The 21916-nt window shown below is 63.2% G+C and carries 21 protein-coding genes and 1 pseudogene; 11 read left to right on the forward strand and 11 right to left on the reverse strand.

Annotation, left to right across the window (positions count from 1 at the left end; genetic code table 11):
- Positions 1–73 precede the first annotated feature (73 nt).
- A complete protein-coding gene (locus LB551_RS17120) occupies positions 74–973 on the forward strand; it encodes a DMT family transporter (protein ID WP_224659943.1) in 900 nt (299 codons plus the stop codon).
- Here LB551_RS17120 and LB551_RS17125 read toward each other — a convergent pair.
- The 3 genes from LB551_RS17125 to LB551_RS17135 form a co-directional block, all read right to left on the reverse strand.
- Complete coding sequence (locus tag LB551_RS17125; RefSeq protein ID WP_224659944.1) at positions 970–2010, reverse strand: zinc-dependent alcohol dehydrogenase family protein; 1041 nt, start codon at positions 2008–2010, stop codon at positions 970–972. The genes LB551_RS17120 and LB551_RS17125 overlap by 4 nt on opposite strands.
- A 135-nt stretch (positions 2011–2145) precedes the next feature.
- A complete protein-coding gene (gene maiA / locus LB551_RS17130; RefSeq protein WP_224659945.1) occupies positions 2146–2796 on the reverse strand; it encodes a maleylacetoacetate isomerase in 651 nt (216 codons plus the stop codon).
- 4 nt (positions 2797–2800) lie between these two features.
- On the reverse strand, positions 2801–3499 hold the full coding sequence (locus LB551_RS17135) for a fumarylacetoacetate hydrolase family protein (RefSeq protein WP_224659946.1): 699 nt from the start codon (positions 3497–3499) through the stop codon (positions 2801–2803).
- Between the two features lie 226 nt (positions 3500–3725).
- On the opposite strand from LB551_RS17135, the gene LB551_RS17140 reads away from it, so the two are divergent.
- Positions 3726–4409, forward strand: coding sequence for a response regulator (locus LB551_RS17140; protein WP_140495724.1), 684 nt, complete (start codon positions 3726–3728; stop codon positions 4407–4409).
- A gap of 9 nt (positions 4410–4418) precedes the next feature.
- Here LB551_RS17140 and LB551_RS17145 read toward each other — a convergent pair whose 3' ends face one another.
- A complete protein-coding gene (locus LB551_RS17145; protein WP_224659947.1) occupies positions 4419–5759 on the reverse strand; it encodes a hybrid sensor histidine kinase/response regulator in 1341 nt (446 codons plus the stop codon).
- An 8-nt stretch (positions 5760–5767) separates the two neighbouring features.
- Positions 5768–6904, reverse strand: coding sequence for an FIST signal transduction protein (locus tag LB551_RS17150; RefSeq protein WP_224625452.1), 1137 nt, complete (start codon positions 6902–6904; stop codon positions 5768–5770).
- Positions 6905–7209: 305 nt separating this feature from the next.
- Between LB551_RS17150 and LB551_RS17155 the strand changes: the two genes are divergently transcribed.
- From LB551_RS17155 to LB551_RS17175, 5 genes are all read left to right on the forward strand, one after another.
- Positions 7210–7698, forward strand: coding sequence for a (2Fe-2S)-binding protein (locus LB551_RS17155; protein WP_140521053.1), 489 nt, complete (start codon positions 7210–7212; stop codon positions 7696–7698).
- Between the two features lie 98 nt (positions 7699–7796).
- Entirely contained in the window at positions 7797–10145 is a 2349-nt protein-coding gene (locus LB551_RS17160) for a xanthine dehydrogenase family protein molybdopterin-binding subunit (protein ID WP_224625453.1), read from the forward strand.
- Positions 10146–10257: 112 nt separating this feature from the next.
- A complete protein-coding gene (locus LB551_RS17165) occupies positions 10258–11055 on the forward strand; it encodes an FAD binding domain-containing protein (RefSeq protein WP_224625454.1) in 798 nt (265 codons plus the stop codon).
- 193 nt (positions 11056–11248) lie between these two features.
- Positions 11249–12271, forward strand: a complete 1023-nt coding sequence (locus LB551_RS17170) for an acyltransferase family protein (protein ID WP_140551426.1) — start codon at positions 11249–11251, stop codon at positions 12269–12271.
- A gap of 239 nt (positions 12272–12510) precedes the next feature.
- Complete coding sequence (locus tag LB551_RS17175) at positions 12511–13890, forward strand: OFA family MFS transporter (protein WP_140551427.1); 1380 nt, start codon at positions 12511–12513, stop codon at positions 13888–13890.
- A 155-nt stretch (positions 13891–14045) separates the two neighbouring features.
- On the opposite strand, the gene LB551_RS17180 is transcribed toward LB551_RS17175, so the two are convergent.
- A complete protein-coding gene (locus tag LB551_RS17180; protein ID WP_140551428.1) occupies positions 14046–14540 on the reverse strand; it encodes a GNAT family N-acetyltransferase in 495 nt (164 codons plus the stop codon).
- Positions 14537–15295, reverse strand: a complete 759-nt coding sequence (locus LB551_RS17185) for a copper homeostasis protein CutC (protein ID WP_224659948.1) — start codon at positions 15293–15295, stop codon at positions 14537–14539. Before LB551_RS17185 ends, LB551_RS17180 begins: the two co-directional genes overlap by 4 nt.
- A 199-nt stretch (positions 15296–15494) precedes the next feature.
- Here LB551_RS17185 and LB551_RS17190 point away from each other — a divergent pair, with 199 nt between their 5' ends.
- The gene (locus tag LB551_RS17190; protein WP_224659949.1) at positions 15495–15923 is read left to right on the forward strand and encodes an SRPBCC family protein; all 429 of its coding nucleotides are present in this window, start codon (positions 15495–15497) and stop codon (positions 15921–15923) included.
- 117 nt (positions 15924–16040) lie between these two features.
- A pseudogene (locus LB551_RS17195) lies at positions 16041–16495 on the forward strand (carboxymuconolactone decarboxylase family protein).
- 69 nt (positions 16496–16564) lie between these two features.
- On the opposite strand, the gene LB551_RS17200 reads toward LB551_RS17195, so the two are convergent.
- The 4 genes from LB551_RS17200 to LB551_RS17215 form a co-directional block, all read right to left on the reverse strand.
- Positions 16565–17011, reverse strand: coding sequence for a hypothetical protein (locus LB551_RS17200; RefSeq protein ID WP_140551432.1), 447 nt, complete (start codon positions 17009–17011; stop codon positions 16565–16567).
- Between the two features lie 230 nt (positions 17012–17241).
- A complete protein-coding gene (locus tag LB551_RS17205; RefSeq protein WP_224659950.1) occupies positions 17242–17673 on the reverse strand; it encodes a cupin domain-containing protein in 432 nt (143 codons plus the stop codon).
- A 107-nt stretch (positions 17674–17780) separates the two neighbouring features.
- Positions 17781–18200, reverse strand: coding sequence for a RidA family protein (locus LB551_RS17210; protein WP_224659951.1), 420 nt, complete (start codon positions 18198–18200; stop codon positions 17781–17783).
- Positions 18197–19411 (reverse strand): NAD(P)/FAD-dependent oxidoreductase, encoded by a 1215-nt coding sequence (locus LB551_RS17215; protein WP_224659952.1) that lies wholly within the window; start codon positions 19409–19411, stop codon positions 18197–18199. The genes LB551_RS17210 and LB551_RS17215 overlap by 4 nt, the downstream gene beginning before the upstream one ends.
- 353 nt (positions 19412–19764) lie before the next feature.
- On the opposite strand from LB551_RS17215, the gene LB551_RS17220 reads away from it, so the two are divergent.
- Together LB551_RS17220 and LB551_RS17225 are read left to right on the forward strand one after the other, a co-directional pair.
- Positions 19765–20766, forward strand: coding sequence for an ornithine cyclodeaminase family protein (locus tag LB551_RS17220; protein ID WP_224659953.1), 1002 nt, complete (start codon positions 19765–19767; stop codon positions 20764–20766).
- Between the two features lie 4 nt (positions 20767–20770).
- Positions 20771–21913, forward strand: coding sequence for an aminotransferase class V-fold PLP-dependent enzyme (locus LB551_RS17225; protein WP_224659954.1), 1143 nt, complete (start codon positions 20771–20773; stop codon positions 21911–21913).
- The last annotated feature ends 3 nt before the right edge of the window (positions 21914–21916 follow it).

Below are 21916 nucleotides of genomic sequence, written 5' to 3' on the forward strand. Positions count from 1 at the left end.
ATTGTACTGCATTGTCTCTGGTCGCGCCATGGGTATGGGCCCGATAGAGGGCGCAATGGATGGAGTGCCTGCAATGGACAAGACGACGAGCGGCTGGATGAGCGGATTCATCGGCGTGTTGATTTTCAGCGGCTCCCTGCCGGCAACGCGCGTGGCTGTGATGGATTTCGATCCGACATTCCTGACGTCGGCGCGCGCGGTGATAGCAGCCTTGCTTGGCCTCGCGTTGCTGCTCGTGTTCCGCGAGAAGCGCCCGGAGCGTCACGACCTGATGTCGCTTGTCATCGTCGCGTTGGGTGTGGTGGTCGGCTTTCCCTTGCTGACTGCACTGGCGCTGAAGCATGTCACCTCTGCCCACTCCATCATCTTCGTCGGCCTGCTGCCGCTGGCGACCGCGATCTTCGGCGCGCTGCGCGGGGGCGAGAGGCCGAGGCCGGCCTTCTGGCTGTTCTCATGCCTCGGCAGCGCGCTGGTGGGCGGGTTTGCGCTAGCGCAAGGCGTGACGGCCTCGCCGGTTGGCGATGCACTGATGCTCGCCGCCATCGTCGTTTGCGGCCTGGGCTATGCCGAAGGCGCCGCGCTGTCGCGCAGGATTGGCGGCTGGCAGGTGATCTGCTGGGCGCTGGTGCTGTCACTGCCGGTCATGCTGGTGCTGACCGTGGTAACCCTGCCACCGTCCTTCGCCACGGTCGGGACCAGTGCCTGGATCGGGCTTGCCTATGTCTCGCTGTTCAGCATGCTGATCGGCTTCGTGTTCTGGTATCGCGGCCTCGCGCAAGGCGGCATCGCCGCCGTGGGGCAGTTGCAACTGCTGCAGCCCTTCTTTGGCCTCGCCCTGGCGGCGACACTGCTGCATGAACAGGTCAGCCCGCTGATGGTCGCCATCACGCTCGGCGTGGTGCTGTGCGTATTCGGCGCCAAAAAGTTTGCCAAGCGGGATTTGCCACGGCGCGCGACCAGCGCCGCTGGCTAAAACTTCGTCACCACACCGATGCCGATGCCTTCGAAGCCGCCCATCGCCATCAGCGCGGCCGGCGCTTCCTCAAGGCTGATCTTCTTGCCGACCAGCAGCTCGGGTTTCAGCTTGCCGGTGCGGATCATCTCCATCATCGCGGGGTATCGGTAGGCCTGCATGCCGTGGCTGCCGAGGATTTCGAGCTCGAAGGCGATCACCTTGTCCATCGGAACCTGCGGGCGGGCGTGATCGCCCAGCATCAGGCCGACCTGCACATGGCGGCCGCGCCGGCGCAGATTGGCGATCGAATTGAACGAGGTCGTGGGATGGCCGAGCGCATCCATGGACATATGGACGCCGCCATTGGTGATCTGCTTGACCGCCTTGACGACGTTCGGGGTCGTCGCCGCGTTGATGGTCGCCACCGCGCCGATCTTCCTGGCGAAGTCCAGCTTCTCTTCGGTGAGGTCGATGGCAATCACGTTGGCGCCCATGGCGCTGGCGATCATGATCGCCGACAGGCCGACGCCGCCGCAGCCATGCACCGCCACCCATTCGCCCGGCGTCACCCGGCCCTGGTCGACGATGGCGCGGAACGAGGTGACGAAGCGGCAGCCGAGGCTGGCGGCAGTGGCGAATTCCATCTCGTCGGGCAGGCGCACGAGATTGGTGTCGGCGTGCTCGATGGCGACATATTCGGCGAACGAGCCCCAGGCGTTGAAGCCCGGCTGGGACTGGTGCTCGCAGACCTGGTGATTGCCGCACGTGCATTCGAAACAATGGCCGCAGCCGACGGCGAACGGGACGGTGACGCGCTCGCCAGCCTTCCAGCGGGTCACCTGCTTGCCGGCGGCTACCACGACGCCGGCCAGTTCGTGACCGGGGACATGCGGCAGGCGGATATCGGCGTCATGGCCCATCCAGCCGTGCCAGTCGCTGCGGCACAGGCCTGTCGCCTCGACCTTGATGACGACGCCGTCGGGGGCCGGCTTCGGATCGGGAACGGTCTGGATCGTCGGCGCTTCGCCGAATTTCTCGAAGACGACGGCTTTCATCGGCAACTCCACCTTGCGCGCACTTCGGGAAACGATAGCCGATTCCCTGGCCGGTCAAGCGGAAATCGATTCCGCCAGACAAGTCGGCCCTTTGCGCATGCGCCGAGGGTGACGCTGCGCGTCGCCGAATGAAGGTTACTCGGCATGGATCTGGTTCTGCGGCGCGGCTTTCTGAAAGGCCGGCAGGGCCATGCAGGCGGCATTGATGCGCGAGATCGTCGGGTAGGGCGCCATATCGACGCCGAAACGGGCATTGCTGGTGACCTGTGCCGCCAGGCAGATATCGGCCAGCCCCGGCGTGTCGCCGTGGCAGAACGTGCCGGTCTCGGGCGAAGCCATCAACAGGTCTTCGAGTGGCTTGAAACCCTCTTTGACCCAGTGCCGGAACCAGTTGGCGACATCCTCGTCGCCGGCGCCGAACAGGGTTCGCAGTGAGGTCAGGATACGCAAATTATTCACCGGATGGATATCGCAGGCAATCATCTGCGCCAGCATCCTGACGCGGGCGCGCCCAACTGCGTCCTTCGGCAGCAGAGGCGGTTCGGGCGTCGTCTCGTCGAGGAATTCGATGATCGCCAGCGATTGCGTCAGCAGCGTCCCGTCGCCCAGGATCAGCGCCGGCACCAACCCTTGGGGATTCACCGCAAGATAAGCCGGTTCGAGATGTTCGCCATGGCGCAGGTGATGCGGCACGTAGTCATAGGTCAGCCCCTTCATCTCCAGCGCAATCCGCACCCGGTAGGAGGTGGAGGAGCGGTAGTAGTTGTGAAGGACGATGTCGCTCATGCACTCACCGATTTGGCGGGCCGATGGTCACTTCGATCGTGCCGATGCCGTCGACGCCGCCGGTCATCGTCTCGCCAGGCTTGACCGCGCCGACACCGGCCGGCGTGCCGGTGAAGATGAGGTCGCCTGGCTGCAATTCCATGCCTTCGCTGCAGATCGAGACAATGTCGGAGATCGGCCAGATCAACTCGGCGAGATCGGCGTCCTGCCGGACCTTGCCGTCGACGGCCAGCCAGATACGGCCCTGGCTCGGATGGCCGGATTTTTGCGCGGGAACCAGAGGACCGCACGGCGCGGAGCGGTCGAAAGCCTTCGACCAGTCCCATGGCCGCGCCGCTTTCTTGGCTTCGTCCTGGAGATCGCGGCGGGTGAGGTCGATGCCGACGGCATAGCCCCAGACATGATCCAGCGCCTGGGCGCGCGGGATGCGGAAGCCCGGCTTGCCGATCGCGGCCACCAGTTCGATCTCATGGTGCAGGTTGGTCGTCAGGGGCGGGTAGGGGACCGTGGCGCCGGAGTCTGCCACCGCATCGGCCGGCTTGGTGAAGAAGAAGGGTGGGTCGCGCTCGTCATTGCCGAACTCCCTGATATGCGCGGCGTAATTGCGGCCGACGCAGAAGATGCGGCGCACCGCAAAGCGCTCGCTCGAGCCGGCCACTGCGACCGAGGGCGTTGGGGGGGCGGGGAGGACAAAGGCGGTCATGGTCTGTCTCTGCGGTTGGATGTCGGGCCGGCGGGCACCTTCGGCCCAATTGAGGGGCCGGGCAAGGCGTCGCTTTTCATAAAGCATTGGCCGGCCCGCCCGTATAACGAATCCGGAGTTTCCATCCCTTTCGCGGCGATGCATCCTCGACCGGGATAGACTATTTGCCAATAAGTCGGCCATGGTCGCGGGATTATGCTGCGGCCGGCAAACCGAAACGAGCCACATGACAGCAGCCACTGACAGCGCCCGGTTCCTGATCATCGACGATCATCCGCTGTTTCGCGAGGCGCTGCACAGCGCCGTGCAGATGGCCTATCCCGAGGTCGACACGGTAGAGGCGCGCTCGATCGCCGAGGCACTCGACCTGCTGGCCGGGACAAAGCCGTTCGACCTTGCCCTGCTCGATCTCAGCATGCCCGGCGTGCACGGCTTCGAGGGGTTGCTGCAGCTTCGGACCCGCTATCCGCGCCTGCCCGTGGTCATAGTGTCGGGTTACGAGGAGCCCAAGATCATCTCCGAGGCGCTGTCCTACGGTGCTGCCGGCTTCATCCCGAAATCGGCGCGCAAGAGCGATCTGGCCAACGCTATACGCTCGGTGATGGAGGGCGCCATCTATGTTCCGGAAACTTATGAGGGCCGCCCGCCCGACGCCGACAGCACCGACCGCGCCGACATGGTGCAGCGCCTGTCGACTTTGACGCCGCAGCAATTGCGCGTGTTGCAGATGTTGCGCCAAGGCCTGCTCAACAAGCAGATCGCCTATGAGCTGCAAGTGGGCGAGACCACCGTCAAGGCGCACGTCTCGGAGATCTTGCGCAAGCTCAACGTCTACAGCCGCACGCAAGCGGTGATCGAGGTTTCGAAGCTGGACAATGCGGAGCTGTTTCGGGACCAAGCGGGGTTTTGAGGGGCCGGTCTAAGCCAGCAGATGTGCCAGCAGCGCCCTTAATTGCGCGGGCTTGAGCGGCTTGCGCATCAGCTCTATGCCGCCGGCCCGCGCCGCCTTGGCGACGGCTTCGGAACTGTCGGCGGTGACGATCAGCGCCGGCACCGCGCGGCCGAGATAGCGGCGGACCTTCGATATGGTGGTGGTGCCGAGATCGCCGCCGTCGAGGTGCTGGTCGGCTATGACGATGTCGGGCACCCAGTCCGTGTCGCCGAGCATGTCGAGCGCGTCGTCGGTCGAGGTCGCGGCGCGCACCAGGCATTGCCAGCGTTCGAGCAACGAGGTCATCGCCTGCAGCACCTCGACATCGTTCTCGACCAGCAGAACCTTGGTGCCGAACAAGCCGTAGCCGCGCGGCCGCTCCAGGCTTGCAGCGCTGGCAATGGCGTCCGCCGTGGCACCGATGCCGACAGGGACATCGATGTGGAAGATCGTGCCGCGGCCGACCTTCGAGGAAAACGTCACGGGATGGCCGAGCGCGCCGGCGATGCGCCGCACGATGGCCAGCCCAAGGCCGAGGCCGCCGCCGGCGAGTTCGGCATTGGCTGGCATGATGCCGCGATGGAACTCCTCGAACACCGCCTCGCGCTGGTCGTCGGGAATGCCGCAGCCGGTGTCGGCGACATCGATGCGGATGGCATCGCCGCGGTGCCTGGTGCCGACAAGGACGCCGCCCGAGCGGGTGTAGCCCAGCGCATTGGAGAGGATGTTCTGCAGGATGCGGCGCAGCAGCGTGCGATCGGAGCGGACCACGGCGTTGACGGCGCGGAATTTGAGCGACAGGCCCTTCAGTTCGGCCACAGGCTGGAAATCCGACCGCAGCGACGAGAACAGCGCCTCCAGGCTGACGTCGCCAATGTCGGGCTGGACCACGCCCGCGTCGAGCTTGGAGATGTCGAGCAGCGTGCGCAGCAGGTCCTCCATCGTCTCCAGCGAGCGCTCGACCTGCCGCACCAGTTTCCGGCCCTCGTCGCTGGTCTGCACTTCGGCAAGGGCGGAGACGGACAGATGCGCCGCATTCAATGGCTGCAGCACGTCGTGGCTGGCCGCGGCGAGAAAGCGGGTTTTGGACAGGTTCGCCTGTTCGGCGTTTTCCTTGGCGGCGCTGAGGTCGATGTTCGATTGTTCCAGCCGCCGCAGGGTCGAGTGCAGTTCCTCGGTGCGCGCGCGCACCCTGCTTTCCAGGGAGATCGCGGTCTGGAACAGCGAGAAGGCGTTGCCTTGCTGGTCCATCGAACGCTCGACCCGGCTGACCAGCGCGGCGTTGATCTTCTTCAGCCTGTCGGGATCGTCTATGTCCTTGAGGGGCACGGCAGCGCTCACTCGGCGGCAGGGCGCTCGCCGAAGGCGATGCCGGTGAAGGTCTGGTTGAGATGCATCGACCGGTATTGTTCGCCATAAGTGCCGAAGCCGATGACGTTGTTGACCCGGTAGAGTTCGGAAATTTCGCGAAAGACCTGCCGGTTGCGCGCATCCAGCCGGCGCAGGACACAGTCGAAGCCGATGATCATGTCGATGCCGCCAAGCCTCGCCTCGACGTCGAGCAGAGCCGCGCGGGTCGATTCCACCATGTCCTTGGGTTGGGCGATCGACAGCACGACACCATCGTCGATGGCGCAGAAGAACGACAGCGAGCCGTCCGCGTGCATCTTCTGGATGGAGCGGCAGTAATATTCACCGCCTACCTTCACCACCACCGGATGCGAGGCGAAGCTCAGCGGCGTCAGCGTCTGCGCGACGATGCCGACCGAAGCGGCATATTCCTCGGCCGCATTGGTGGCATTGAACTCGCGCACGATGCGGTGATCGGGATCGGACGCGGTGACCACCAGTTTTTCATCGGTGGGAACGAAATTGTCGGTCTTGAAGACATGGAAAGGGATTTCCGTAGCGACCAGCACGATGATGGCGCTGTCGGACGTGACCTTGCCGTTGGAGATCAGGCTCGTCGTCTCGAATTTCAGGTCGTCACCGGCGGAACCGCCGAGCAGCGGTATGTCGTCGAGGCCCCAATGGATGGCCGAACTCACCGCTTCCTCGGCATAGGACAGCCCGTCGATGAAACAGAGCGCGAAGGTGTTCCTGGTCCGCTCGCCGCCGATACGCCCATGCAGAGTGCGTCTCAGATCCTCGACATCACCAGTGACCCTGTCCAAGCCCGATGACGAAAGGTTGTCGACCGTGGTGCTGACCGCGGTGAACGACGCCGAAGGGAGCAGCATGGCGAGGATATGGCCTTCCTCGAGGCCCTGCGGCGTGATTTCTCCGGCGGTCGAGCAGCCGGCGTAGTGGAGCGCCGGCGCATGGGCCGCGATTGCACGCGTAATGGCGCCGGCCTCGACAAGGCGCTGGGAAAAGAACAACAGGGCGAAGCCGGCCTCGATGGCGGCGGCCTCCGCCGCTACCGCGCGTGCGAAGACGTCCGGGTCGGGCTCGTCCGTGGTCAGCGCCGACAAGCCGCATGCGTAGCGCGTCCGTGAAACGGTCAGCGACGTTCTCCCGCATTTCCTCCGACGCTGCCTGTGCGCGCTGTTTATGTGCTTCTTGCGCGCCAACGTCGAAGGTCATTGTTGCCGCCAATCGGCATTTTGGCAATGGGGCGAGGGGAATGCGTGTTTCGCCTTGCCATGGCCGAAAGTACAATGATCCGGCTTTTGCGCCGCGCTGTTTTTTACGGCTTGTGCGGTGTACGAATAACGCATGGCCGAAGCCAACACCGCCTCGGCAGCGTGATGACCAAGGTGATACCCAGGGAGGATTCATGTCGGACGTTTCGTTGATGGTGAACGGAAAACAGGTCCGCGGCGCGGCCGAGGACCGGACGCTGCTGGTTCACTTCTTGCGGGAGAATCTCGGCCTCACCGGTACCCATGTCGGTTGCGATACCTCGCAATGCGGCGCCTGCGTCGTCCATGTCGACGGCAAGGCGGTGAAATCCTGTACGATGCTCGCGGTGCAAGCGTCCGGATCGAGTGTGGTGACGATCGAGGGGCTTGCCAACGGTGCCGACCTTCATCCCGTGCAGGCGGCGTTCAAGGAGCATCACGGACTGCAATGCGGCTTCTGCACGCCAGGCATGATCATGACGGCGGCCGACATGATCAAGCGCCACCCTGAAGGCCTCGACGAAGCGACGGTGCGCGCAGAGCTCGAAGGCAACATCTGCCGCTGCACCGGTTACCACAACATCGTCAAGGCGATCCTCGCCGCATCGGAGGGGATGAGCGGCAAGGTCAGGCAAGCGGCGTGAGAAAAGGGGTGAGTAGTGAGTAGCCGGTCCGAACCGGCGCCGATCTTCACTACTCACTACTCACTACTTCCTACTCACTATTTCGGGAGGAATTTCTGATGGGCATTGAAGGTGTTGGCGCTCGCGTTGCGCGCAAGGAAGACAAGCGGTTCATCACCGGCGCCGGTCGCTATGTCGACGACATGGTGGTGCCCGGCATGAAGCATGCGGCCTTCGTGCGCAGCCCGCACGCGCATGCCCAGATCGTGAAGATCGACGTCGACAAGGCGCAAGCCATGCCGGGCGTCATCGGTGTGCTGACCGGCAAGGAACTGAAGGCCGATGGCATCGGCAATCTCATCTGCGGCTGGATGATACATTCCAAGGACGGTTCCCCGATGAAGATGGGAGCCTGGTCGCCGCTGGCGGTCGACAAGGTTCGCTATGTCGGCGATGCGGTCGTCGTCGTGGTCGCCGACACCAAGGCGCAGGCGCGCGACGCCGCCGAAGCGGTCGAGATCACCTACAATGAACTCGAGGCAGTGGTGGATGCGACGAAGGCGCTCGAAAAGGGCGCTCCGCAACTCCATCCGGAAGCCGAAAACAATCTGATCTTCGACTGGGAGATCGGCGACGCCAAGGCGACCGACGCGGCGATCAAGGCGGCTTCCCACATCACTCGCATGAAAATCGTCAACAACCGGCTGGTGCCCAACGCCATGGAGCCGCGGGCAGCGCTGGGTCACTACGACAGAGCGGAAGACCATTATACCTGCTGGACGACCTCGCAGAACCCGCATGTCGCGCGGCTGGTGATGAGCGCCTTCTACAACATCGCGCCGGAAAACAAATTGCGCGTCATCGCGCCCGATGTCGGCGGCGGCTTCGGTTCCAAGATCTATATCTATCCGGAAGAGATCGTCTGCCTGTGGGCGTCCAAGAAAACCGGCGTGCCGGTGAAGTGGGTGGCCGACCGCACCGAAAGCTTCCTCTCCGACGCACATGGCCGCGATCATGTCTCGACAGTGGAAATGGCCTTCGACAAGAACAACAGGATCACCGGCCTCAAGGTCGACACGTTGGCCAATCTCGGCGCCTACATGTCGTTGTTCTCGTCCTGCGTGCCGACCTATCTCTACGCGACGCTGCTGTCGGGTCAGTACGATATCCCGGCGATCCACGCCAATGTCCGCACGGTCTACACCAACACGGCACCCGTCGATGCCTATCGCGGGGCAGGGCGTCCCGAAGCCACCTATCTCATCGAGCGCACGATGGAAACCGCGGCGCGGGAACTCGGCGTGTCGCCGGCCGAGCTTCGGCGGACCAACTTCATCACCACGTTCCCGCACCAGACACCGGTCATCATGAATTATGACGCCGGCGACTATGGCGCCTCGCTCGACGCGGCGATGGAGGCCGCCGACTATGCCGGCTTTGCCGGGCGCAAGGCGGAGGCCGCCAGGAACGGCAAGCTGCGCGGCATCGGCATGAGCTGCTACATCGAAGCATGCGGCCTGGCGCCGTCGGCGGCGGTGGGCTCGCTTGGCGCCGGCGTCGGCCTTTGGGAATCGGCCGAGGTGCGCGTCAACGCCGCCGGCACCATCGAGGTACTGACCGGCTCGCACAGCCATGGCCAAGGCCATGAGACGACCTTCGCGCAACTCGTCAACGAGCGGTTTGGGGTGCCGATCGACAGCGTCTCGATCGTCCATGGCGACACCGACAAGGTGCAGATGGGCATGGGCACCTACGGCTCGCGCTCGGGCGCGGTCGGCATGTCGGCGATTGCCAAGGCGCTGGACAAGGTCGAGGCCAAGGCCAAGAAGATCGCGGCGCACCTGCTCGAGGCCGACGAGGGCGACATCGTCATCGAGAACGGCGCGCTGAAGGTCGCCGGCACCGACAAAAACGTGCCGTGGTTCCAGATGGCGCTGGCGGCCTATACCGCTCATAATTTGCCCGGTGGCATGGAGCCGGGATTGAAGGAGACGGCGTTTTACGACCCGTCCAATTTCACCTTTCCGGCCGGCTGCTACATCTGCGAGGTCGAGATCGATCCGGAGACCGGAACGACCGAGATCATCCAGTTCGTCGCAGCCGACGATTTCGGCAACATCATCAACCCGATGATCGTCGAGGGCCAGGTGCATGGCGGCATCGCGCAGGGCATCGGCCAGGCGCTGCTCGAAGGCGCCCACTATGACGCCGACGGCCAGCTCCTGACCGCGAGCTACATGGACTACACCATGCCGCGCGCCGACGACCTGCCTTCGTTCAAGATCTCGACCTCGAACACGCCGTGTCCGGGCAATCCGCTCGGCATCAAGGGCTGCGGCGAGGCCGGCGCCATCGGCTCGCCGCCGGCGGTGATCAACGCCATCACCGACGCCATAGGAATCGCCGATATCGCCATGCCGGCTTCGCCGTCCACGGTGTGGGCCGCGATCCGTGCGACGAAGCATTGAAAAGCGAATAGGAAGTAGGGAGTAGCGAGTAGGGGAAAAGCGTGATGCGAAGGGAAGGTCCTATTCGCTAACTCGCTATTGCCTATTCGCTCTTCCCGAAGGGAGAGAGACAATGTACGCAGTCAATTACCACCGCGCCGCCTCAGTCGCCGATGCCGCGAAGCTCGTCACGGGCGGCGACGCCAAGTTGCTGGCGGGCGGCATGACCCTGATCCCGGCCATGAAGACGCGGCTGGCGGCCCCTTCCGATGTCGTCGACCTGTCGCGGATCAAGGAATTGCAAGGCGTGACAGTGTCCGGCAGGACGGTCACGATCGGCGCCGCCACCACGCATTTCGATGTTGCCAGCGACGACACGTTGAAACAAGCCTGTCCGGCGCTCGCCCATCTGGCATCGATGATCGGCGATCCGGCAGTGCGCTACAGGGGCACGATCGGCGGCTCGATCGCCAACAACGACCCGGCGGCCGATTATCCGGCGGCCATGCTGGCGCTAAGTGCAACAATCATTACCAATACACGCCAGATCGCGGCCGCCGAATTCTTTAAAGGCCTGTTCGAGACGGCGCTGGAGGATGGCGAAATCGTCACCGCCGTCACCTTCACCGCGCCGTCAAAGGCAGCCTATGAAAAGTTCCGCAATCCGGCCTCTCGCTACGCCATTGTCGGTGTGTTCGTGGCCAAGGGTGAGGACGGCGTCCGCGTCGCCGTGACCGGCGCCGGCGACGATGGCGTCTTCCGCTCGAAGGAGATCGAGGCCGCGCTTGCGAAGGACTTCGTGGCTTCGGCGCTCGACGGCGTCAAGGTGCCGCCGACCAAGCTGATGAGCGATATCCACGCTTCCGCCGAATACCGTGCCAATCTGGTCGCGGTCATGGCCAAGCGCGCGGTGGCCGCCGCCAACGCCTGATTCCTTTCTGCTCCTGTCAGGCAGGAGAGGGACTTCGCGCCCCTTTTCCGCAGACGGGCGCATTGTGGCAATCTCGCACTTGCACAAAGCGATATTGCACTGCACTATGCCGGCGATCAAACGCGAGCCGGGTTCGGAGTGTTCATCACGACCTGCGACCCCTATTCGCATGTTTCGATGCGAAGGGAGCGGCATGACCGACATCTCCGCGACGCATGTTGTGCCGCCAAGACCCGTCGCCGACAGATCCGCCAGGACAAGACTGGCCTATCTCGACGGCTGGCGCGGACTTTCGATCGCGCTGGTGCTCATCGGCCATTTCTTTCCCGTTGCAGGGATCAATCTTGGCGTGCTGGGCGTCGAATTCTTCTTCGTGCTCAGCGGCCGGCTGATGGCCGAGATCCTGTTCGTCGAGCGCTACCCGCTGAAGAAATTCTTCAAGCGCCGCTTCTCCCGCATCTATCCCGCACTGCTGGTGTTCGTGATCGTTTCGATGATTGCGCTGTCGGGCACGTTCGTCGCCTTCAAATGGAAGGCGGCGCTGACGGCGCTGACATTCACCTACAACTATGCCGGAATTCTCGTGAACCGCGCCGGCGCGCTCGACCACATCTGGTCGCTCTGCGTCGAAGAGCATGCCTACATAATCCTGGCCGCGATCAGCGCGTTCGTCGCAAGCCGCAGCCGCGTCATCCCGCTGCTCCTGGTGCTGGCGGTGCTGGCCATGGCAAACGGTGCCGTTTCGTACTGGTTCCTGCATATGGATTACGAAACCACATACTGGCGCACCGACGTGCACATTGCGTCGATCCTGCTGTCGGCCGCCATCTGCCTGCTGAAGGCCGACGGCAAGCTGCCGGCCCTGTTGAATGGCCGCTATGTGGCGGTGGCGGCAGCCGTCGCGGCGGTGCTTCTGTTCATGGACCCGGTACCGACCCCGATCCACTATCTGGTCGCCGTGCCGCTGCTGGCGGTTGCCGTCAACGCTCTCGATTTCAGCACGAGGTTGTTTTCCGGACTGCTGTCGTCCTGGCCTATGGCGACGCTGGGCCTATGGTCCTATTCGCTCTATCTGTGGCAGCAGCCATTCTACAAATTCGTCTATGAGCGAGGCAGCGACCCGTGGCTGATGCTGGCTGGGGTCTTTGCCTGCGCGCTCTGCAGCTATTATGTCATCGAGCGGCCGTCGCGTGAGTGGCTGAACCGCAACTGGTGAGTGACGCCGCAGCGTCCTTCCCTTGCGTTGCATAGCGGCCAAGGTCAGCCTCGCTCGATGCCGCCTGTTCGGCAGCTTGTTTGGTAAGTTCATCCTAATCTATCCAGGGGTGACCTGGCGATCTGCTTGCCGGACAGCCCAATGTCCTTAGACATTGGTACTATGGCAGCTATTCCTTGTTGTCCCGCCCCGTGCTCCGCCTAGTTTGTTCGAAACAGAACATTGCATGGGAGGATGGAATGGCAACGACCAGGGAAAACGCCGGCGGCTGGCTCGACCGGTCGCGCACGATCGCCGAGCCCGGTTTCAGCAGATGGATGGTGCCGCCGGCGGCATTGTGCATTCATCTTTGCATCGGTCAGGCCTACGCGTTCAGCGTCTTCAACCTGCCGATGTCGAAACTGATCGGTATCACCGATTCGGCGCCCGATGATTGGAAGCTGACCGGACTCGGCTGGATTTTTTCGATCGCGATCCTGTTCCTTGGCCTCGCGGCAGCTTTCGGCGGCGGTTGGCTGGATCGCGTCGGCCCGCGCAAGGCGATGGTCGCGGCCGCCTGCTGTTTCGGCGGTGGTTTCATCGTGTCGGCGCTCGGCGTCACCTTGCATCAATTGTGGATCATCTATCTCGGCTACGGCGTCCTGGGCGGCATCGGCCTCGGGCTCGGCTACATCTCGCCGGTCAAGACGCTGATCACCTGGTTTCCCGACCGGCCGGGCATGGCGACAGGCATGGCGATCATGGGGTTTGGCGGCGGAGCCTTCATCGCTTCGCCGCTTTCGGTCTATCTGTTGAAGCTGTTTTCGACCCCGCAGCATATCGGTGTCGCCGAAACCTTCATCGTGCTGGGCATCGTCTACTTCATCTTCATGCTGATCGGCGCTGTCATCGTCAGGGTGCCGCCCGATGGCTGGCGTCCGGCCGGCTGGACGCCGCCGGCGACACAGAACACGATGGTCACAACCGCCAACGTCCATCTCGACGACGCGTTGAAGACACCGCAGTTCTGGCTGCTGTGGGGCGTGCTGTGCCTCAATGTGACGGCCGGCATCGGCGTCCTCGGCCAAGCCTCCGCCATGAGCCAGGAGATGTTCCCGGGACGCATCACGCCGGCGGCTGCCGCCGGCTTCGTCGGCCTGCTGTCGATCTTCAACATGCTCGGCCGCTTCTTCTGGGCATCGACCAGCGACTATATCGGCCGCAAGACGACCTACGCGGTCTTCTTCGTGCTGGGCGTGATCCTTTATGCGGTGGTGCCGTGGACGGGCCAGTCGGGCAACGTGTTCCTGTTCGTGCTGTTCTATGGCGTCATCTTGAGCATGTATGGCGGCGGCTTTTCCACCATTCCGGCCTATCTGCGCGATGTCTTCGGCGTGCGGTATGTCGGTGCCATCCATGGCCGCCTGCTGACGGCGTGGTCGGTGGCGGGCGTTCTGGGGCCGGTCCTGGTCAACTACATCAGGCAGTACCAGATCGATGCAGGAGTAGCGAAAGCCGATGCCTACACGGTCACCATGTATATCATGGCCGGCCTGCTCGTCGTCGGTTTCCTGCTCAACCTGATGATGCGGCCGGTGAATGCACGGTTCCACATGAAGGCCGAACCGGCTGCAGCATAAGGAGAGTGATCATGGCGCAAGACAACAGCAATTCTGTCAAATTGGTCCTTGCCTGGCTGCTGGTCGGCATCCCGCTGTTGTGGGGGTTCTGGACGACGCTGGTCAGTGCGGCAGCGTTGTTCCAGTAGTGGCAGAGACCTGGAAAGGAGCAGCGCTCAGGCGATGATCCGCCTGACGTAGTAGCGCACCGCCTTCTTGCCGCCGTGGATCACCGCGTCGCCGACCTCGGTGAAGCCGAGCGCGGCATGGAAGGCGTCCGAAGCCGGATTGGGCGGGTCGGCATTGACCTCGCATGTGACCAGTGCGTGGCCGGCGCGCGTGGCGTGCTCAAACAGGTCCTTGTAGAGCAGGCGGGCATGGCCGCGGCCACGGGCTTGCGCCGCCACCACGACACGATCGACATAGACGAAGCGCTCGTAGCGTCCGCGAAACCAGAGAAAATTCGGGCTGTCGTACCGGGCCCCCTGATCGAAGGTCATGATGAAGGCGTCGAGCGCGCCGATGCGGCGCGCATAGAACGCCTCGCCAAGCAGGAAAGACAGGCGCTCGGGCTCAAGCCACGACAATTCGGCGGCATGCTCGTTGTTGAGCGCGAGTATGGCCGCTTCGTCGCTTTGCGAGACAGGGCTGATCGGGGAGAGAGCGGTCATGCCTTGGCCGCCGCGATCGTCGCTGCCACAAGCGGCGTATCGGTTAGCGTATTGCGATACTCGCGGTCGAGGTCGGAGCCGCCCATGCCGACCTTGGGATTGCGGTAGCGCATGGCGCTGGGCACCTCCTTGAGGGCGGCGAAATGCATTTCGGATAGTCCAGTCCTTTGCCGCACCTCGGCAATGTTGCCGAGATCGAGCCCGCCGCAGCCGAGAACGACGATGCGATCGCCTCCCTGTCGCACCAGGTCCGCCAACAGCGACAGGCCTTCCATCGCCGTGTCGCGCTGGCCGCTGGTCAGCACGCGGCCGACCTTGCAACGGATCAGCGCTTCCAACGCCTCGGCCGGGTCGCGCGTCATGTCGAAAGCGCGGTGACAAGTGACGTTGAGGCCGCCGGCGGCCTCCGTCAATTCGCTCATGCGGCGCTCGTCGATGGTGCCTTGGGCGGTGAGGCAGCCGAATACCACGCCTGATACACCGAGGTCGCGCAGGGCGGCTACGTCGGCCAGCATCGAACGGTACTCGGTTTCGCTGTAGAGAAAATCGCCGCCACGCGGCCGCACCATGACATGGAACGGCACAATCGCCTGGTCGAGGGCGGCGCGCACGGTTCCCAAGCTCGGCGTGATGCCGCCTTCGACGAGGCTGGCGCACAGTTCGACCCTGTCGGCGCCGCCGGCCTGCGCGGCCAGAAGGCCATCAATGCCCTCGACACAGATTTCGATCAGCGGCGGGCGGACTTCTTCGGTCAAGGTGTGATCCTGTCCATGATGTTGTGAGAAGCCCGTAGCATCCGGGCGGCCAGCGCGAAAGCAGGAACGGCACGTCGCATTGGACCAGGGGGCATTTCCGTGCTTGACAGTTTTATAACTAAATGGTTATGAATTAATCCATAGCCACCGGGTTATTGATCGCGAGCGGCCGCTCGACAACGACAAAGAGGAGCAGGGCATGACACAGACCAAATCGATCGTCGTTGAACGGCTGATTCCGCATTCGGCGGAGAAGATATGGCGTGCGCTGACGGTGCCCGAACTTGTCGCAGAATGGCTCATGCAGAACGACTTCGCGCCGCAAGAGGGGCATTGCTTCACCTTCCGCGCTTCACCGGTACCGGGCTGGTCGGGGGTGACGAACTGCGTCGTGCTGAAAGTCGAGGCGCCACGCCTGCTTGCCTATAGCTGGGGCGACGGAAGCGAATTCGACAGCGGGCTGAAAACCGTGGTGACCTGGTCGCTCACGCCTGAGGGCGCGGCGACCCGGGTACGGATGGAGCACTCTGGATTCCGACCGGCCGACGAGCGTGGATATGTCGGCATGGGAAGCGGCTGGCCGCGTATTCTTGAGCGGCTTGAGCACGTGGCTGCGAAGCAAGGCTGAGCGCCGACTCTCCTCGATCAGCTGGCGGGCATGGCCGGCGAACCACAATAAGTCTCCCGATGGGCCGCTTCCGGGCAATGGCAAACCGCGACCAAACGTTTCAAACGGAGAAAGACCATGGAAGCCAGGCTCAAGAACCCCGTGATGCTCATTCCCGGCGCTTTGCAGGCACTGCTGGCGCTGGATAAGTCGACCGAGGCGGCCGATTTGCCCTATGTGACACGCAAGCTCGTCCATCTGCGCGCCAGCCAGATCAATGGCTGCTCGGTTTGCGTCGACATGCATGCGCGCGAACTCAAGAAGCCGGCGAGAAGGACGAACGCATCTTTGCCTTGTCGGCCTGGCGGGAAACGCCGTACTTCACCGATGCCGAACGCGCCGCGCTTGCCCTTGCCGAGGCCGGCACAAGGCTGGCCGACCGAACGGATGCAGTGACGGACGAGGTATGGGACGAGGCCGCCCGGCACTATGACGAAAAGGCGCTTGCCGGGCTCGTCATCCAGATCGCCGTGATCAACGCTTTCAACCGGCTGAACGCCACGACGCGGCAGATGGCCGGCGCCTGGGGCTAGGGCCACGCAAAGGCGAGCCGTGCCACGGTGCGATGGCGGCTGGAATCGCGGGGCACCCAAGCCGCTTGCCTAGCCCGGCCGGGTCGCGGCCGGCGGCAGTTCGAACAGTTTGGCGCCATTTTCCTCGCCGCGTTCGACATAGCCGATGGTGCGAAACCATTTTGCGATTTCCGGTCCCGTGAGCCAGCTGCGGGAGTGAATAGGGAGATTGCCGGCGAGCGCCTGGATCTGCCTGATATGCCGCCTGCAGAAGCGCACGGTCGCGGCCCTGAAAAAGCCCTCGCGCGCGGCGAACAACGTGTCCGCGGCGTCGCCATGCTCGTGCCAGGCTATGATCGCCACGGTCCCGTCGCTGTCGACAAGGGCATGGGCGCGGCCCTCCTTCAGGTTCATCATCAGATTGTCGTAGGCGACCTTGCTGTCCTTGCCGGCGGCGATGTATTCGTCCGACATCCGCTTGGACAGATGGCGAAACACGTCTTCCAGATCGCCGACCGTCGCTGTTCGTGCTCTCATTTCTGCTCCTTGAGCCCCGACAGGGAGTTTGCTCCAGGAAAAGGCATTCACCAAGCAAAGGGATTCCGCGAAAAACTCGGCACGAGGAATCCGGTTCCGCCGGTAAGGCGGGCAACCGGCATAGCATCGTCAGCCCGGTCGTGCGGAACCGGATGTGAGGAGCTGGGCCGACGACTTCGCGCGGCGCGCTCCTGTGGCAAGACAGTTCGAGGAGCCAGAGCAGCGGTGGCTTACTGGCGCAAAACCGTGTTCTTGGTGCCTTGTTCGACCTGGTCGATCACCAGAAGCTTGACCGGGTCGTTGCCGATATTGGTGGCCTGATGCCACTGCCCGATCATCTCGATGATGAAATCGCCAGTCTTGTAGGTGTTGCTGTTGCCGGTCTCGACATTGGTGACCTTCAACGTGCCGGCTTCGACATAGGCGTAGCGCGGGAACGGATGCTTGTGCACCGGCAAGGTCGCGCCCGGCGCTATGTCGTAGGTCGACACCAGCACCTGCACGTTCTTCTGCGGCAGCGTGATCGGCTGGCCGGAAGCGGTGGTCGTGCGCGAGGCGAGGGGTGTCACGACGACGGGCGTGCCGCTGCTGTCCAGCGCATGAGCGCCGGTTGCGAACGCTGCAGCCGCCAGCAGCAAGGCCGATGCCAGGATTTTTCGCATGATTCCTCCCCGAACCGCCGCATCTATCGCGCCGGGAAGGCCCGCGCGCAAGCATGCCGCTGACGAATCTGATCGGACTCGTTGACCTCGACGTTGCGTGCGACGTGTCAGATCGCTGCGGTAAGCTGAATCTCGACGCGGATCTCGGGCAGCGCGAAGCTTGCTCCGACCGTCGCGCGTGCCGGGGGCTCCACGCCGTCGAGCCATGTGACCCAAGCCTTGTTCATGGCGTCGAAGTCTTCGACGTCCCTCAACCAGATCTGCGCGAACAGCAGCTTCGATCTATCCGAACCGACGCTCGCCAGGAGGCGCTCCGCCTTTTCCAATATCTCGTTCGTCTGGTCAGGCGTGCCGTTTTTCTTGTTATCGGCCGTCAAACCCGAGAGATAGACCGTGCCGTTATGAACGACGATCCGGCTAAGCCGTTCGTTCTTGTCGAATCTTTCGATGTTCGCCATGGCGGAGGTCGTAACTGCATTGGTTAAAAGCAGGCCGCTGCAGGCAATCCCGCAGCCTGCGGGGATCAAACGTGCGCGACTGCGGAGCGCTGAGCATGGACCTGGAAGAAGCGTTGCGGGCGAAATGTCTCCATTTCATCATGGATTTTGCCGCGCACGACTTCGTCGGCGACCACCTTGCCCAATTGCGGGCCGATGGTCACACCGCTGTGCGTTACGGCCATGTAGTGGCCGACGATGTCCGGCATGGCGCCGGCGACGGTGTAGCCGTCCTCCGGGAACGGCCGGACAGTGGTGCGAATGGCTTCCACACCCGCATCGCGGAGCGAAGGCAGGATCTTGGCCGCCGCATCCAGGAGCGTCGCCGCCTCGTCCCCGGCAGGGCTGAGCGCCTCCGGCTTCTCCAGGGTCATGTCCACCGAGACCTTATGGATCATGATGCGGCCCGCTCCGTCGGGACGGATATCCAGATCGTCGGCATGCAGCTGGCTCCGGAGCGTCAACGCCACTGGCGGGGTGAAGGCGAGCACGCCTATGGTCGAGGAAAGTGGGATGCCCTGGGCATCGCCGAGCCTCTCACTAGACCAGCCGCCGGTGCAGCTCACGACGGCATCCGCGGCGTGCCGGTCTCCATCCGCCGTGCGAACTGCCCGTACGCGCCCGCTTTCGGTCTCGATCTCGGTCACGCGTGAACCGAGTTTGACCTGTGCACCCCAGCGCTCCTTCGCCGCCCGCAAAAGCCAGGCTGAGTAGAGCACCGGATCGACCCAGCCTTCTTCCGGATAGTAGGAGATTGGACAATCGCCGAAGGCGGAGACATCGATATCGGGCTCCATCTCAGCAACACGCTTCTTGTCGATCCACTCGACGCCGTAGCCCCATTCCTTCATCTGCCTGAAGTTCTCGAAATAATCGTCCATCGACTCCGGCTCCGTTCGCCAATCGAAACTGCCGGTCTGGGTGAGCCAGGGAACGATGCCGAAGTCGCGCTTGAGTTCAAGATGGGCGCGCATTCCCGAGACGTTCAGATCGAAATACGGCCGGGGCCGCTTGGTCGTCGCATTTGTCCAGGCAAAGCTTACCGCCGACGTGCCGCCTGCTATCCTTCCGGCCTCCAGCACGACGACGCTTGCTCCCGCCTTGGCGCACTCATAGGCGGTGGAACTGCCGATAATGCCGGAACCGATGACCACGACACGCATAAAAGATGACCTCCGATAAATTACCGAGCTAATGACGCCATCCGATGCGAGTAATCTCTGAAAGACAAATCGATGCAAATGCCGTTATATCGTTGAGGGATGTTGCTGGAGTTTTTGACAGTACTGCTGACGCCGCTCGCTTAATTCGAGCGGCGCCTGCGGTGTGTTTGCAATCCCGCACAACATCCTCGGTGCCTGAAAACATTGCAATGGGTGCCAACTAGGGTCAATTGAACTGGTCGCTGCCGTTCATGGCCAAAAGTTATGAACCAGTGTCCCGGCCACCTCCAGCCGCATAGGTCGGCCCATTAGTCCGCGCGGGCAACTTCCCGCGCGAGGTTATCAAATTCGGGCGCAACAGTTTGCGAGGGCAATGCTACGCTTGGCGAAGATCGGCGTATCAGCGATCTCGGAACGGGAGAGACTGCGGAGTGAATGGCGAGCCGGAATTCCTCCTGATCGACAAGAACGCGATCCGGGACATTTTGAGCCTCTCCCTGGCTCTTGACACGACCGAGGCCGCGCTGCGCAAAACATCGAGCGGCATGGCGCGCCAGCAGATCAGGCGCACGCTCGAACTTCCGGGCGCGGCCGGGAGTTGTCTGTCGCTCATGTATGCTGCGCTGGATGACCGGCCACTGTTCGGGGCGAAGGTGCTTTCCGTGTTTCCTGACAATTTCGCGCATGGATTCGCGTCTCACCGCGGCGGTGTCTTCCTGTTCGACAAGGATCATGGACGGCCTGTAGCCTTGATCGATGGGGGAGAGCTTACGGCTTGGCGGACCGCGGCAGCCAGTGCTGTCGCGACGAGGACACTTTCGCGCGAAGACAGCACCACGTTGACACTGTTCGGATATGGCGAGCAAGCGCGCCGGCATGTCGCGGCTATTGCAGGCGTCCGGCCAATCCATGCGATCCATGTTTGGGGCCGCGATTTTGCAAAGGCGCAGCGCTTCGCCGAGGAGCAGTCAGCCGCCGGATTCCAGGCGAAGGCACATCGCGACCCTGGCGAAGCCGTTCGCGAGGCCGACATCATCTGCACCACGACATCTTCCGAAAAGCCGGTGCTGTGCGGCGAATGGCTTCCGCCTGGCGTCCACATCAATGCGGTCGGGGCGAGCGTCGCTTCATGCCGCGAGCTCGACCTCGACTGTGTGCGCAGAGCGCAGATCTGGGTCGACTACCTGCCTATGGCGCTGACGGCTGCGGGGGAACTGATCGAGGCGATTGAAACCGGCGTGATCGGCGTCGATCATATCCGTGGCGAGGTCGGCGACGTGCTGGCAGGTGCGAAACCCGGCCGCACTGGCGACGATCAGATCACGCTTTTCCGGTCTCTCGGCGTTCCCGCGCAAGACATCGAGCTTGCCAATCTTGTCTATATCTGCGCCCGCAATGCCGGACTCGGCACCTCAATTGATTTCAGGTTGTGATGCCATGCTGAGCTGCCAACGAAATCTTTTCTCCATTCCCCGCGAGACAGCTTATCTGGATGCCGCATACATGTCTCCGATCCCGACCGCCGCCGTCGCGGCCGGCGAGGCTGGCGTCAGGGTGAAAGCCGAGCCCTGGAAAATGACCATCGCCTCTTATTACGACGAGGTCGAAGAGGCGCGGCAGCTCGCCGCATCAATGGTGGGCGCCGATGCCGACGAAATAGCCATTGTGGCCGCCACCAGCTATGGCATGGCTATCGCAGCCGCCAACGTTCCGGTTCCGGCAGGTTCGGCCATCCTTCTGATGGAGAACGAACACACCTCGCACAGATATGTCTGGTACGACCTCGCGCAACGCGCCGGCGCCTGCGTCGATATCGTCCCGCAACCAGCCGACGGCGACTGGACCAGCGCGATCGTATCGGCAATCCAAAACTCGAGCCGTCCCATCGCGGTCGTCGCGGGGACGCTGGTGCATTGGTTCGAGGGCATGGCGATCGACCTGGAGGCAGTGGCCGCCGCCACACGGGCAGCGGGCGCCAGTCTCGTCGTTGATGGAACCCAGTGGGTTGGCGCGATACCCTTCGATGTCCGGCGCGTCCGACCGGACTTTCTCGTCTTTGCCACCTACAAGTTTCTTCTGGGGCCATATCGCCTCGCATTCCTTTACGCCGACCGGCGTTGGCACACAGAGGGGCGCACTCTGGAGCATCATTCATGGAACCGGATGGGTGGGGACAAGTCGGACTTCTACAAGGTGGCCGTGGCCAAGTTTCTTCCCGGCGCGCGGCGGTTCGACATGGGGGAACGCTCCGATTTCGCGGTCCTGCCCATCGCGATCGCCGCAATGAAGCTCATCCGCGGATGGACCATCGAACGCGTGTTTGAGCGCCTGCGTCACCTTAACGAGCTTGTCTGGGCGCAGGCGGAAAGCAGAGGGCTGCCGGTCGCGCGTCCGCGACACCCAACGCCCCATATCGCGATCCTCGATATAGGCGACCGTCTTGCGCCGGACGCGGCACAAGAGCTGAAGCGGGGTGACGTGCACGTCACGCTGCGCGGCACGAAGATGCGCGTGTCGCCGCATGTCTACAATGACGAAGCCGATATCGGCCGCCTGTTCGAATGCCTGCCGCTCCGCTAGAGG

The organism is Mesorhizobium sp. BR1-1-2, from assembly GCF_020165435.1.
GTDB lineage: Bacteria > Pseudomonadota > Alphaproteobacteria > Rhizobiales > Rhizobiaceae > Mesorhizobium.